At 46.5% G+C, this 14086-nt stretch carries 9 protein-coding genes and 1 pseudogene; 5 read left to right on the forward strand and 5 right to left on the reverse strand.

Annotated elements, in window-relative coordinates:
• Nucleotides 1-14: 14 nt before the first annotated feature.
• Both ACZ2XM_RS07735 and lipB read right to left on the reverse strand, forming a co-directional pair.
• Nucleotides 15-545 carry an inorganic diphosphatase gene (locus ACZ2XM_RS07735; RefSeq protein ID WP_490587817.1) on the reverse strand — a complete coding sequence of 177 codons (531 nt, stop codon included), beginning with the start codon at nucleotides 543-545 and terminating at the stop codon, nucleotides 15-17.
• 288 nt (nucleotides 546-833) lie between these two features.
• Nucleotides 834-1718: a lipoyl(octanoyl) transferase LipB gene (lipB, locus tag ACZ2XM_RS07740; RefSeq protein WP_490587818.1), complete on the reverse strand. Its 885-nt coding sequence runs from the start codon at nucleotides 1716-1718 to the stop codon at nucleotides 834-836.
• A 635-nt stretch (nucleotides 1719-2353) separates the two neighbouring features.
• Between lipB and ACZ2XM_RS07745 the strand changes: the two genes are divergently transcribed.
• The 5 genes from ACZ2XM_RS07745 (at nucleotide 2354) to pncB (ending at nucleotide 10904) form a co-directional block, all read left to right on the forward strand.
• A complete protein-coding gene (locus tag ACZ2XM_RS07745; RefSeq protein ID WP_490587819.1) occupies nucleotides 2354-3793 on the forward strand; it encodes a coniferyl aldehyde dehydrogenase in 1440 nt (479 codons plus the stop codon).
• A 256-nt stretch (nucleotides 3794-4049) separates the two neighbouring features.
• Nucleotides 4050-5948: a glycine betaine ABC transporter substrate-binding protein gene (locus ACZ2XM_RS07750; RefSeq protein WP_490587820.1), complete on the forward strand. Its 1899-nt coding sequence runs from the start codon at nucleotides 4050-4052 to the stop codon at nucleotides 5946-5948.
• A gap of 110 nt (nucleotides 5949-6058) precedes the next feature.
• Complete coding sequence (locus ACZ2XM_RS07755) at nucleotides 6059-6898, forward strand: ATP-binding cassette domain-containing protein (protein WP_490587821.1); 840 nt, start codon at nucleotides 6059-6061, stop codon at nucleotides 6896-6898.
• A gap of 771 nt (nucleotides 6899-7669) precedes the next feature.
• Nucleotides 7670-9379 (forward strand): bifunctional peptide-methionine (S)-S-oxide reductase MsrA/peptide-methionine (R)-S-oxide reductase MsrB, encoded by a 1710-nt coding sequence (gene msrAB / locus ACZ2XM_RS07760; RefSeq protein ID WP_490587868.1) that lies wholly within the window; start codon nucleotides 7670-7672, stop codon nucleotides 9377-9379.
• A 262-nt stretch (nucleotides 9380-9641) separates the two neighbouring features.
• Nucleotides 9642-10904: a nicotinate phosphoribosyltransferase gene (gene pncB / locus ACZ2XM_RS07765; protein WP_490587822.1), complete on the forward strand. Its 1263-nt coding sequence runs from the start codon at nucleotides 9642-9644 to the stop codon at nucleotides 10902-10904.
• Between the two features lie 208 nt (nucleotides 10905-11112).
• On the opposite strand, the pseudogene xseB reads toward pncB, so the two are convergent.
• From xseB to ACZ2XM_RS07780, 3 genes and pseudogenes are all read right to left on the reverse strand, one after another.
• Nucleotides 11113-11328 (reverse strand): annotated as a pseudogene (xseB, locus tag ACZ2XM_RS07770) (exodeoxyribonuclease VII small subunit); the annotation flags it as partial.
• A gap of 99 nt (nucleotides 11329-11427) precedes the next feature.
• Nucleotides 11428-13005 carry an exodeoxyribonuclease VII large subunit gene (gene xseA, locus ACZ2XM_RS07775; RefSeq protein ID WP_490587823.1) on the reverse strand — a complete coding sequence of 526 codons (1578 nt, stop codon included), beginning with the start codon at nucleotides 13003-13005 and terminating at the stop codon, nucleotides 11428-11430.
• 274 nt (nucleotides 13006-13279) lie between these two features.
• Nucleotides 13280-13660: a hypothetical protein gene (locus ACZ2XM_RS07780; protein ID WP_490587869.1), complete on the reverse strand. Its 381-nt coding sequence runs from the start codon at nucleotides 13658-13660 to the stop codon at nucleotides 13280-13282.
• Nucleotides 13661-14086 lie beyond the last annotated feature (426 nt).

Below are 14086 nucleotides of genomic sequence, written 5' to 3' on the forward strand. Positions count from 1 at the left end.
TAAGGCTCTATGGACTATTTGTCTTTCCAACGCTGAATAGCTTCTTTAATCACTTCTTTAGCGACTTCAGTATTTTCCCATGATTCAACCACAGTGCTGCCTGGCTTTTTCAAGGCTTTGTAGTTGTTGAAATGGAACTCAAGCTGGCCGATAAGCTGTTTAGGCAGGTCTTCTAAGCTGTTATAAGCATTACCGTTGTTACGGTCATCAGCAGGGACAACGACTACTTTATCATCCACTTCGCCGTCATCGACAAACTTCATAACACCGATAACTTTCGCTTTTAAGAAGATACCGGTCGTTAGCGGATGCTCAGTAATGATCAATACGTCTAACTCATCACCATCTTCATCTAGCGTTTGTGGGATAAAACCATAGTTGCAAGGCTTAGCGAAGATTTTTGGCTCGATGCGGTCTAGTTCAAATACAGCAAGGTCGCGGTTCCACTCGATTTTCTGGTTGCTACCTTCAGGAATTTCAACAACCACATTGATAATACCGCCATCGACATCGCCTGCGTCTAGGATTTTATTGAAGTCTGCCATTGAATGCTCCGTTAATTTATAGTTTGCGTGTCATTAGGCTACTGCAATTTTGCGAAGTAGCCTCTAATAAAAAAGAGGTAAGTTTCGTTAAAACATCCGTTTTTACGCTGGAGGAGTATAACAAGTTTATAAGCGATTTGCCCACGAATCTTAAGTCAATCCTGGTGAGCTGATATGCAAAAAAAGACTCACACTATCTGGCAATAAAGACTCACGTTACTGAAACACAAAGTAGAGAGTTCTGTCTGAAATACCAGCTCTAAGACTTTACTTGGTTAGCGCTACTGACTATGCTGACTCAGGCACTCTTAAAGCAATCTCACCCCGATGCCTCGCCGCAATATTAGCCACTAAAGCCTCGGTCACTTCCTCATAGTCCATCTCGACGAAGTCACATAAGCGCAGCATGGTCATGCCCGCATAGCCGCAAGGGTTAATCGCCGTAAAGGGATCGAGATCACAGGTCAAATTCAGCGCAATACCGTGGTAGCTCATGCCATGTTTAATTTTGAAGCCTAATGAAGCAATTTTACCGAGCATAATGTCGGTATCCGTGGCTATCTCTGGCGGGGTTGTTAGGCTATCAAGACTAGCCCCGTCAGCCTTATCAGTGACCATAGGGCTATCGACTGCGCTAGTCTGGCACTGCGGACGACTATAGATATAGACGCCCGGAGCATCCTTACGGGCTCTGGCATAGTATTCATACGCCATGCCTGCCAACTCGGGCGCACGCAACTTAGCACATAGCTCCGGAGATTGCAGGTAGTTATTGAGCACATCCTCAATCGCTTGCTCGGCATGGGAGACCAGCTCCCGCACACTCCACCCTAAGGTTTTTAAATCAAACAGCCAGTAAATCACTAACTGACCTTTACCATGCCAAGTGACCTGACCTCCGCGATCAGTTTTGATAATGGGGGTATTGGTACGCGTCAAAATGTGACTTTCTTTGCCCGCCTGTCCCAAGGTATAAACGTCATTATGCTCGACGATCCACAGCTCATCGGGGGTCTGAATATTGTCTTCTTTAGCGAGGCGAATACGCTCAAGGATGTCCGCACTCATAGCAGTGTGCGTGGCCACATAGTCAGCTTGTGGTAGGTTTTTACGAGTGAGACGCTCGCTAATGCAAGTAGATGGGCTGTGGGCAAGGGGGCTGGCGTGGGTCATAACGGCTCTGCTAGATGATGGCTAATAAATGACGGCTAATAAATGCCGCTGCACAGTCTTTAGCTTGGGTTTGGCAAGCATTTGCTTTGCAGCATCTCAATGCTGAACTGAGCCGGCTGTACAACGCGGTTTTTTAAGTTAAGTAGCTATATTATATGAAACCTTTGGCTATCACTAGGCAGCATAAGCGTAGCTCAGTGCCTTTATTGTTAATTAAGCCATTAGGTAGACGGCTTTGCTAGAACTTTGAACCTGTACTTTAGCTAACAATAGTTGATAATAATTTTTATAACAGCCATGATGCTGCAGCTTAATTCAAAGATTTATACATATTTAGCAACAAAATAACGTGACGAGCCATGTAATAGATGAGGCTTTACTTACTAGGGGGTAATGAGCTAGATTAAATTCCCCATACGCCATTGTACTGACTATAAAGTCGTTGTTCGCATGGAAATTTGCAAGTTAAGTGGTTGTATTAGCAATATAAATAAATAGACAACTGTAAATGTACAAGTGTTAATTGACCGGTGACGTCGTTGAGCTAGCCGTCCATCATAACCTCATTGGTCTATAAAAGTTATATCTATCGCTTAGGTATACTCCTAAGCCGTCATCACATCAAGGATCAGATCATGACAACTCATGCTAACCCGAATTTTACGCCTCTAAGTATCGTTAATACGACAGATGAGCTTAGCGCCCAATTTGAGCATCTCTATACCCTAAGCCGTGAGCAGCCTATCTTAGACTGGTCAGAGCGCCGGGCACAGCTAGAAAACTTAGAAGCGCTCTTGATTGATAATAAAGAGACTTTTTGTGAGACGATCAGTGCTGACTTTGGTCATCGTAGCGCCAGTGAGACCCAGTTTGCTGAGTTGTTTACCAGTTTTCAGGGCATAAACCATGCCAAAAAACACGGTAAATCGTGGATGAAAACCCGCCGGATGCCTATCCCAGCTATCTATATGCCAGCGCATAACGAAATTCAGCCGCAGCCATTAGGGGTGGTCGGTATCATGGTGCCGTGGAACTATCCGTTAAACTTAACTATCGGGCCTATGATTGATGCGTTGACCGCGGGCAACCGTATCATGATCAAGATTAGTGAAGCGGTACCGACTTTCGCCAAAGCCTTTGCCGAAGCGGTAGCCAAATACTTCTCTGCGGATATGGTCACGGTCGCCCTCGGTGAGATGGAGATGTCACAAGCCTTTAGCCATCTGCCGTTCGATCATTTATTATTCACAGGTTCGACCAGCGTGGGCAAAAAGATTATGGCCGCTGCTGCGCCAAACTTGACGCCAGTCACGCTAGAGTTAGGTGGCAAATCTCCAGTTATTGTCCTAGATAATGCCGACCTTGAAGCTGCGGTCAATCGTATCATGATGGGTAAGACCATCAACGCCGGTCAGACTTGTATTGCACCGGATTATGTCTTAATTAATAAGCGCCATCATAAGCAGTTTATTCAATTGGCCAAAGATTGGGTGGCTACGCATTACCCTGATATTGCTAATAATAAAGACTATAGCTGTGTGATCAACGGTGCACAGTTTAAACGCATTCAGGGTTACCTCGAGCAGCTCGATAGCAGCTGTATCCATGAATTGACAGAGGTGCCGGCCAATGAGACTACCCAGTTTATGCCGCCTGTTGTCTTGGAGCAGCCGCCTTTAGATAGCGATGCTATGCAAGATGAATTGTTTGGCCCGGTTTTACCGCTGATCCATTACGATCAAGTTCGTGAAGCCGTAAATTTTGTCAATCAGCGTCCGCGTCCCTTAGCGTTATATATCTTTGGTCACGATAATGTGGATATTAATTATATTCGCGAACACACGGTTTCAGGGGGCATGTGTGTTAACGAAGTGATTATGCATGTGGCCCAGCATGACATCCCGTTTGGCGGTGTCGGTGCCTCAGGTATGGGGGCCTATCATGGCCAAGTGGGCTTTGAGCGTTTTAGCCATATGAAGCCTGTATTCGTGCAGTCACGTTTGAATGGCATGAATCTGCTGTTGCCGCCATACGGAGCCCTGTTCAAAAAAGGCATTGGATTATTTATCAAGTAAATAGCTATTAGCAGCACCAGTTTTCTCACTGAATTATGAGGCTCGAAAGTAATAAAAAAAGCAGTCGTTAGCGGCTGCTTTTTTGCGTCTGTCATTGGCTATAATCCTAAAATAGTTAAAGGCTTAATAAGCTGGCTGGCCGTATAACGCTTGTATAAACCGGCTAGGGTTTAAGCATATCTTCATAGCAGTAGCCCCTAAAGCAAAGTTTAAATGGTACACTTTTGCTGACTTGATTACTCTTGTGAGAGCTCTGATGCGCCAATGGCTTGCTGCTAGTTTATTAGCCCTGTTTACAGTCTTTTTAGCCACGCCGGCTATGGCCGCTTGTACTGCGCCGGTTAAATTTGGCTCCTTGACGTGGGAGAGTGGCCAGTTCATTACCGGCGTGCTCAAATACCTCACGGAGGAGGGTTATAACTGTCCGGTAGAAGAGGTGCCGGGAGCGGGACCTGCGCTTGAGACCGCGTTATCGCAGAATGACATTCAAGTCATTGGCGAGCAGTGGGTAGGGCGGTCGCCGATTATGGAAAAGGCGATTGCGGCTGGTGATGTGGCGGTGATTGGCGATACCTTAAAGGGCGGGGCGACGCAAGGCTGGTACGTTCCTAAATATGTGCTAGAAGACAATCCTGGCCTCAAGACTTATCAAGACTTGCCTAAGTATGCCGAGCTTTTCAAAGACCCGGAAGACCCGAGTCGCGCCCGCTTTATGAACTGTCCTACGGGATGGACGTGCGAGGTCTTTAATACTCGCTTGCTAAAGAATACCGGCTTAGAGAAACAGTTTAATAATGTCCATCCAGGTACTGGTGCAGCGCTCGATGCGGAGATTTCTTCGGCGTTTGAGCAAAGAAAACCTTTACTATTTTACTACTGGCAGCCCACAGGGTTGATGGCCAAATACGACTTTGCAGCGCTTGATTTCCCTCAGTATGATGAGACCTGTTGGAACGATTTATTAGAGGCCAATGGTCAAAAAGATTGCGTTTCGGGTTTCCCAGTATCGCAGCTCGGCGTGGCGGTATCGACGCCTTTTGCCAATGATTACCCCGAACTGGCAAACCTGTTTAAGCAGGTGCAGTTCAGCCCCGGTGCCCTCAACCAAGCTATTTTGGAGATGAGTGAAAATAAGCGCGATGGCGATGAACAGGCGTTATTGTTTCTAAAAGCACATCCTGAAGTCTGGCAGAATTGGGTAGAGCCAGACGCAGCCGAGCGTATTGCCAGTAGCTTAGGAATTACCTTAACGGGTGAGGTTAGTAGCGACGCTGTGGTAGCTAATCAGGCTTTTCAATGGTTCCCTTCTTGGTCATTAGAGCAACCACTCAATCAGACCTTGAGCAATGTGGTACAGAACTACGGTGAGATATTTCGCAGTCTTAGCCAACTGACCTTGACCTATTTATTACTCCCCATTCAGTCTTTATTAGGTCTGTTTCCCCCTTGGTTAATCATAGCGTTAGTGGCAGCGCTGGCGTGGGTAAGTACCCGTAAGATTTGGTTTGCTATCGCTTGTGCGGCCGGACTATTCCTCATCGGAGCTTTCGGATTATGGATAGCTCTCATTGAGACTTTAGCGCTGCTGATTGTCTCCGTCCTTATTACCATCGTCATCGGTATTCCTATCGGTATTGGGATGGCCAGTAGCAAATGGCTACGCCGCATTATCACCCCAGTGCTCGATGTCATGCAGACTATGCCCAGCTTTGTTTATTTAATCCCGGTGCTGATGTTATTTGGTATCGGTAAGGTGCCTGCGCTCTTTGCTACGGTTATTTATGCCTTGCCGCCGCTGATTCGTCTGACCATGCTCGGCATTACCCAGGTGAACCACGAGATGATTGAAGCCGGCCGCTCTTTTGGGAGTAATCATAAGCAGCTGCTAGTGTGGATCAAGTTGCCACAGGCACTACCCAGTATCATGGCGGGTATTAACCAAGCCGTGATGATGTCGCTGTCCATGGTGGTGTTGGCCTCTATGATTGGCGCCCCTGGTCTCGGTGAGGACGTACTGCAGTCTATTCAGACCTTAAATATCGGCCAAGGCTTGCAGGCGGGTACGGCTATCGTTATTGTAGCGATTATTATTGACCGGATTACCCAAGCCTTTGGTCAAGGTCGCCGTGCGCGTGCTAAGACGCTTAAGCATTAATGCTTGTTAAGGCTGTTAAGGTGGGCCGCGCCCTAAAAACGCTACCCTAAAAAAATGAACTATAAAGCTGTGAATTATAAAGCTATTAGCATCGATGGAAGAGAGGCCCTATGAGTCAGATTCGCTTAAATAATATTAGTAAAATCTATGATGCGACGCCCTCAGAGGCCCAAGCTGCGCTCGCTATGATGGCGCAGGGTACCGATAGTGTGCAGGTCAAAGAGCAGACCGGCTATTCGGTAGGGCTATACGATATTAATATGACCATTGACTCGGGTGAGTTGCATTGCATCATGGGCTTATCAGGGTCCGGCAAGTCCACTTTGGTGCGCCATATTAACCGCCTAATTGATCCTACGACCGGTGAGATTTGGATAGATTCACCAATGAGTGCGGATAATCAACCTATCAATATCCTGACGTTAGGAGACAAGGCGCTGCAGGAGTTTCGCCAGCAGACCGTCAGCATGGTATTTCAACATTTTGGCCTAGTACCGCATTTGACCGTTTTACAAAATGCCGCTTATGGTCTACGAGTGCGTGGTCTGAAAAAAGCCGAGCGTCATGAAATAGCGCGGCATTGGCTGAATGAAGTGGGCTTAGCGGGTACAGAGAGTAATTATCCTGATGAGCTATCAGGCGGTATGCAACAGCGGGTAGGGTTGGCGAGGGCTTTAGCGGTAGATACGCCAATCATTCTTATGGATGAGGCTTTCTCTGCGCTAGACCCGCTAATCCGCAATCAACTGCAAGACCAGCTGCTAGAGTTACAAGATAAACTGCAGAAAACTATTGTCTTTATTACCCATGATATCGATGAGGCAGTCAAGGTGGGTCAGCGTATAAGTATCTTGAATGGCGGGCGCTTGATTCAGACGGGTACGCCGCAAGCCTTGCGCGATAACCCAGTGGATGACTACATTGCCCAGTTTATGCATGCCAATCATTAATCTAAACTAAATTTATTATGTTAAGTTATTGATGGCTGTTAAATTAATGTACATAATTGCGTAGCATTGTTTACAAATTCTAATTGATAGCCTAGTCAAATTTCCGCATTATATAGCATAAGGGCAGGGCAGTAGTTGGCTTGAGCTAAATGGTTGTTGGCTTTCGATAACTGGCGGTTATTGCACGACTATTGTGGCAGTACTGGTATTGCAGTATGGGTATTACAGTATTGATATGGCATGAAGAGTACTAACGCTTACAGCTGCTCAACCTATAGTCTACTGAAATTATAAGCGTGCTAGCCTATACTAGACTAAGTTTATAATTGCCCCTTATGTTAGCGTCTCTCTTTTTCAGTATGCTCCCTTTCTTTCTTATCCCAGTATGAGTCTAAGCCGTAAATTCCAGTCAGCAGACCTTTGACGGCTTTAACAAGTTTCCTCCCGGTGTCTCACGTTAGCGTATTTATCAGGCTCTATTTTAAGCCTTGGTTTGCCTAACCTGTTGACGCAGTAGTGTACTTTCCAAATTTTATACGTCTCGTTATTTAACTGTCCGTATTCTATTTTTCATAGCTACCTTAGTAATAGTTGTTTTTGCAATGATTAGGCCCGCCTTGCCAACCTTCGCTGCACTCCGATCCAATCTCAGTGGACAGGTACTTTTTAGAGCGCGCCTAAATTACCATTTAAGTCATCGTCAGATAAGGAATCTTCATGATTAATCTACCCAAACGCCCCACTATTAAACCTGTTATAAAAAGAGCTAGCATGGTTAGCGTGACCAGTATTATGGGCGCTACCTTATTGTTGGCTTGTGGGCAAATGAGCAATGCTGACGGTGGTAGCAGTACGACGGCCAGTAGCAAACAAAGCCAAAATACTGGCGTGACCAAATCACGAGACATGCTGCCTGCCGCTATGAGCGAGCAATTAATGGCGCTACCGCAAATTACCAAAGGGTTAGGTGCCACTGGTAAGGATGTTATCGACCCATCAAAACCGACACTCATTAAATTTTGGGCAAGTTGGTGCCCATTATGTCTTGGTACGCTTGAGGAGACCGAAGCGTGGCGCAATGACCCTAAATTTGCCGATTATAACGTCGTGACAGTCGCCAGCCCTGGTCATCTGAATGAGAAGTCATCTGCTGAATTTAAAGCGTGGTATGCAGGCGTGCAGGCGGAATATCCTAACCTGCCGGTACTGACCGATGACTCGGGTGCGCTGATTAATAAATTGGGCGTACAGGTCTATCCAAGCTGGGCTATTATCGATAAGAAAGGCACTTTAGTCCGTCTTATTAAGGGCAATTTGACCTCTCAGCAAGCTTACGGCTTAGCGGCCAATGCCAATAATCTGGATGAATTAAGAAACAGCACAGAGCGTCCTGAGGCCGCTGCTAGTAGCGATGCTAAGAGTGATACACAGCAAAAAAATGGGGTGTATTACAACTCGCAAGGTAAGCCTATTAATACGCGCAGTATCTATTTAGCTGGCGGCTGTTTCTGGGGGCTAGAAGCTTATTTAGAGCGCGTGGATGGCGTGGTCGATGCGGTATCGGGCTATGCCAATGGCAGTGATAAAATCGCCAATCCAAGCTATGAGCAAGTCATCGCTGGTTCAGGCCATGCCGAAACGGTAAAAGTGACCTATGATGCGGATAAAATCGATTTAGACACCTTGCTGAAATACTATTTCCGCGTGATTGACCCGACCAGCTTGAATAAGCAAGGTAATGACCGTGGCGCCCAGTATCGTACCGGTATTTATTATACTGACACGGCTGATAAAGCAGTGATAGACAATGCTATCAAAACGGTTCAGGGTAAATATAAGCAACCGATAGTGGTTGAAGAGCTGCCGTTAAAGAATTTCACCTTGGCGGAGACTTATCATCAGGATTACTTAGCGAAAAATCCAAATGGTTATTGTCATATCGATTTAAGCTTAGCGGATGATAAAGTGGCGGATACGGGCAATCAGAAAAAACTCGCGCCTGCTACCACGCCAGAGCAAGCTTATGATCCAAAACGCTATGCCAATTATGATAAGAATGCGCTGAAGAATACTTTAACCAAGACTCAGTATGATATTACGCAGAATGCGGCTACTGAGCGTGCCTTTAGTCATGAGTATGATAATTTGTTTGCCCCCGGTATTTATGTGGATGTCGTAAGTGGCGAGCCGCTGTTTTCATCGACCGATAAGTACCAATCAGGGTGTGGCTGGCCGAGCTTTACTAAACCTATCACGCCAAAAGTGGTCACTGAGCATAAAGACCTAGATTTCAATATGGTGCGTATCGAAGTGCGCTCACGTGTGTCTGACTCGCATCTAGGCCATGTGTTCCCTGATGGTCCTAAAGACCGTGGTGGCCTGCGCTATTGTATCAATGGCGGTGCTTTACAGTTTGTACCGTTGAATGTCATGCCGCAATCGGGTTATGGGGCCTTAACACCTTTGGTAAAGCAGTCTTAAGCCAAATGCTAGCAGCATACGTTTAGTGGGCAACTCTATTTTTTGCCAAACGACTCGTTAAATAACCACCATTCTTTGAACCACCATGCCGTTAACCAATAGCATGGTGGTTTTTTTAGGGCACAAGTTCGCTATATTAACCATATATCCTTATGAGCTAATCCTTGTTATTATTACTTATATTAATAAAGCCTACTATAACTTCGCGACCTACTAGCCGCTTAGTCGCCACCATTTGAGTTTGCCACTTTAGAGTATTGTAATGACGCCACATAATGATCCGATTATCACCTCCTTGCTAGACAACGATTTATATAAATTCACCATGTTACAGGCTATGCTGCATCAGTTTCCGCAGACCCATGGGGTGTATCGTTTTCGCTGTCGCAACTATCAAGACACGACTTATCCATTAGCCAATATCAAAGAGGCGCTAGAGTCCCAGCTAGACAGTCTCTGCGAGCTAACCTTTTCCCAAGAAGAATTAAGCTATTTGCGGACACTGCGCTTTCTACGTTCAGACTTTGTAGATTATCTAGAGCTGTTTCGCTTAAAGCGCCGCTTTATTAAAGTCAGTGTCGATGACAAGAATAGACTGTGCGTCGATATCGAAGGCCCAATGATTCAGGCGATGTTCTTTGAAGTGTTTGTCCTCGCTATCGTCAATGAGCTGTACTATTGGCAGCTGCAGACGCCTGCGGTGTATGAGGAAGGGGAGCGCCGCCTGCAAGAAAAGGTCGCGATGTTGCACAGTTATGCGGACAAGCAGCCTAGAAATGCGCCACCGTTCATCGTGGCAGACTTTGGGACGCGCCGTCGTTTTAGTAAGAGCTGGCAGGCCCATGTGGTAGAGACCTTACACCGTGCCGCCCCTAATATCGTGCGTGGTACCTCTAACGTTTATCTGGCTAAGACTATGAAGATTACGCCCATTGGCACGATGGCGCATGAGTTTATGCAGGCTTTCCAAGCGTTAGATGTGCGTCTGCGCGACTCGCAAAAGGCGGCGTTAGAAGCTTGGGTACATGAATATCGGGGGGACTTGGGGATTGCTCTGACCGATGTGGTCGGCATGGATGCGTTCTTACGCGACTTTGATTTGTATTTTGCCAAGTTGTTTGATGGCTTGCGTCATGACAGTGGCGACCCGTATTTATGGGGCGATAAAGCCATCGCGCATTATCAAAAGTTAAAGATTGATCCTAAGACCAAAATCTTAACCTTTAGCGATGGTTTAAATATCCCTAAAGCCTGGCAATTGCATCAGTATTTTAAAGACCGCATTCAGACCAGCTTCGGCATTGGCACTAATCTGACCAATGATATGGGGCTAACTCAGCTGAATATCGTGCTAAAACTGGTCGAATGTAATGGTCAGCCTGTCGCTAAGCTGTCCGATAGTCCGGGAAAGACTATGATTAATAACGACACCTATCTGGCTTATCTGCGCCAAGTCTTTGAGGTGGAAGAGGTCGAAGAGGAGCAGATAGTACCGCTACAGCCGTCTGCACAGTCACAACCTTAGCCAACTTCATGACGACAGCAATCGATTTATCCCTAAAAAAGGCTCCTAATAAGAGCCTTTTTTGTCATGGTCAGTATTTGCTTATGGCTACTGCTAAATCCTCTAACGCTAATTCATAAATTTATGAGGGAGAGTCGGTTTCTGCGGCTGTTTCTGTTTTTGCCTCTGCCTTCTGTTCGCTGACCGCTGCTTCAGGGTTTAAGGCCTCGTCAGAAAAAGCAGCGTCTAGCGCTTGCTGTACCGCATCGATACGGGTTTGGCAGACTTTATAGGCGCTGATGGACTCTTCAACGATAGTCATTAAGTCGTCGATATTGGGCTCTTCTTGCTGCTGCAGGCTGGCCGCATTGTCTTTAAGAATATGATAGGCCGCTTCAAAGGTCTTTGGGGCGGCTTTTTTACGTTTGCGCGGAGTCGTGGTCATAGTGATTTCCATTATTTAGACTTAAAAAACGGGTTTATTAAAATTGGAGGGTAGCAAAGAGCAGGTTTTACTCAAGCTTTGGCTACTCAAAGGGTATGGCTATTTAGTGTGCAGCTCTTCGCTGTGGCTTATATCATTAGGGGCTAGCTGTACACCAGTAATGCTGGCATTCGCCTGACCATCTTTGAGCAATAGCGTAATGGTCTGGGTCGGCTGTAATTGTGCGACACTGGTCACTAGCGTATCGCTCTGGGCATCTTTGAGCATCACATAACCTTGCTGCAATACGCGGGCTGGGTGCTGCAGTAATATCATATCGCGCAGGTGCGCGCAGTTTTGCCGGCTTTGATTTACGCCGCGTTGGGCTTGCTGCTCAATACTGCTTCTATAGCTTAGTGTCTGCTGGCTCGCTGTAGCCACTTGCGCCGTAGCGGCTGCACGGATTTGGCCCATAAAGTGGGCACAGTCTTGCTCAGCTTGGCGGGTATGGTAGCGCGCCGCTTGTTGGATAGTGGCATAGGCGTGGTCGCTTTCTTTTTTTATAGCGGTCAGTTGACTGGCGGTATGGGCTTGTACCCGGCTGAGCTGGCGCAGACTACTTTGGCGCGCAAGGTTAATTTGCTGCTGCACGAGGGCGTCAATCTGTTGCCGGTATTGGACAGCTTTCGTGGTTAGAGTGGCTAAGTGAGCAGCGATAGCCGCAATAACCTTAGACGGCGTATCAAAGCTAGTATGAGCGACCTCATCTAAGACCACTCTATCGCGCTCATGACCAATGCCCACCCAGACGGGCACCGGTTGTTCAGCGACCAAAGCGGCTAGCTCATAATCGTTCAGATACGCTAAATCACCTACAGCACCACCCCCACGGATAATCACGATTAAGTCAGGTAATCTTGCAAATTTTTTATCAAAAGTCTGCATGGCAGTGATGATGGCGGTACGAATCTCAGCGGGACCATGATTGCCTTGAAAGGTGGCATGGTGATAATGAAAATGACAGGCGCCTGTTCGCGCTAGTCTGTCTGCATCCGCTCTAAAGTCGCCCAAGCCAGCGGCTTTTTCGGGAGCAATGACGATCACGTGTTCGATGTCAAACGGGGCAGGCAGTTGCGCATTGAGTCGCAAGAGTCCTTCACCGGTCAGCCGATCAATCATAGCGGCATACTGCTGCGCCAAATCCCCTAGTGTATAGCTAGGGTCGATATCTTCAATATTGAGTGAAAACCCATACTGTGGATGAAAGGTGGGCGCAATCTTTAACAGTACTGTCAAATCACGGCTGAGCAGCATACCGGTCGCCCGCTCAAACTTAGCTAAGACCCGTTCGGCTTTAAAGCGCCATAGGTTACCGCGGCAACTCGCTACCACTTTGCCGCTGTCGTCTTTTTCAGCCAACTCAAAGTAGTAATGGCCGTTTTTACTCGATAGGTTGCGAATCTCGGCCTTGACCCAAACGCTGTGGTCAAAAGTATGTTTGATGGTCATCTCTACTGCAGACAAAAAGTCGCTTAAGCGCAGTACAGTCGACTCAAGATCAGCCGCTTGCTGTTGCTCAGCGAGCTCGGCCTCTAAGCTATCGAGATGAACGACGGGGTCGCGAGTAGGCTTTTTGGCTTTAGCAGTGGGCTTGCCATCTGAGAGGTTATCTAGCTGGGAGAGATTGGGCTTAGACATGATAATCGGTAGCAACGAAGTAGGGGTGAAACGATATCATAACTGGCTGTATGAAGGCTAGCGTCCCAGTGCAAGTGTCTATAAAATGAGGGACGATTATAGCTGCGATAAGAGTCGGTATAAAAAGTGGAAGCAAACGCAATCCGCTACAATCGAGCTGCGACAATCTAGAGTAAAAAAATGACCCTATAACACAGAATATAGTATTCGCATTATAAGGTCGTTTTTACACTCAACATGGCCTAACGTAACTGCCTAGGCCGCCTGCCAGTATCTATTGGCAGCGGAAGTTGATGGTATATTCGTAGTCGTCATCACGTGATAAATTTGGTGTGCGGGTACCGAGGACTGCACCGAGCACCGAGCCAGCTTGCTCTACCATACGGCCGGTACGCTCATCCAACATACCGTTGAATTTCACACTGTCATTAATAATAATAGGCTCGCGCATACCACAAGTTTTCTTAGCACTATTTAGAGCGTTTTGTTGGGCTTGGACTTTAGTTTTGCCTAGACCCGTAGTCTCATAAGTCGAGTTGGCGCGCTGCATGACGGGTGAGGTAGGCGTCGTCTGACAAGCAGATAACCCTAGCGTGCCTGCCAATAAAGCAAAGATAGCAAGGTGCTTACGCGGAGTAGATACAGTACGATTCATCATATGGAGCTCCTAAAAGAGATAGCTACTGAAATATATAGTTATTGACTATAATCATTATTATGAGGGTATGGTGAATAAACCCTAAACTAGCTTGAATTATATAGGGGCTAACCATTTGGTCTACAGAACATTTGTGTGAGATGTTGCCAAAACGTTACAAATTTTAAGATAACCTCATACTGTGCGCTAAGCTTTATTGTTATTTGAGCATAAAGATCTTATATATCAAAGGCATGCGTATATATTAGTCACAATAAGCGTTAGTAGAAAACCAGTAGAAGAATAGGAGCAAGAGCGAAAAAAACGTCCAGTAATCGCTCTGTTAATCCTAATTAGGCACGAAGGGACTAAAGTCTATTGCACGCCGATAACAAGGCCAAGTATTCAGCCGTGATAGTATAAGAGCAAGATGCTATAGTAGCG

The organism is Psychrobacter sp. CoH-33_TS_01 (assembly GCF_058189395.1).

Excerpts from the sequence above, each read along its gene's own strand:
- ACZ2XM_RS07735 (WP_490587817.1), bottom strand. The coding sequence starts at position 545 with ATGGCAGACTTCAATAAAATCCTAGACGCAGGCGATGTCGATGGCGGT.
- lipB (WP_490587818.1), bottom strand. The coding sequence starts at position 1,718 with ATGACCCACGCCAGCCCCCTTGCCCACAGCCCATCTACTTGCATTAGC.
- ACZ2XM_RS07745 (WP_490587819.1), top strand. The coding sequence starts at position 2,354 with ATGACAACTCATGCTAACCCGAATTTTACGCCTCTAAGTATCGTTAAT.
- ACZ2XM_RS07750 (WP_490587820.1), top strand. The coding sequence starts at position 4,050 with ATGCGCCAATGGCTTGCTGCTAGTTTATTAGCCCTGTTTACAGTCTTT.
- ACZ2XM_RS07755 (WP_490587821.1), top strand. The coding sequence starts at position 6,059 with ATGAGTCAGATTCGCTTAAATAATATTAGTAAAATCTATGATGCGACG.
- msrAB (WP_490587868.1), top strand. The coding sequence starts at position 7,670 with ATGGTTAGCGTGACCAGTATTATGGGCGCTACCTTATTGTTGGCTTGT.
- pncB (WP_490587822.1), top strand. The coding sequence starts at position 9,642 with ATGACGCCACATAATGATCCGATTATCACCTCCTTGCTAGACAACGAT.
- xseA (WP_490587823.1), bottom strand. The coding sequence starts at position 13,005 with ATGTCTAAGCCCAATCTCTCCCAGCTAGATAACCTCTCAGATGGCAAG.
- ACZ2XM_RS07780 (WP_490587869.1), bottom strand. The coding sequence starts at position 13,660 with ATGAATCGTACTGTATCTACTCCGCGTAAGCACCTTGCTATCTTTGCT.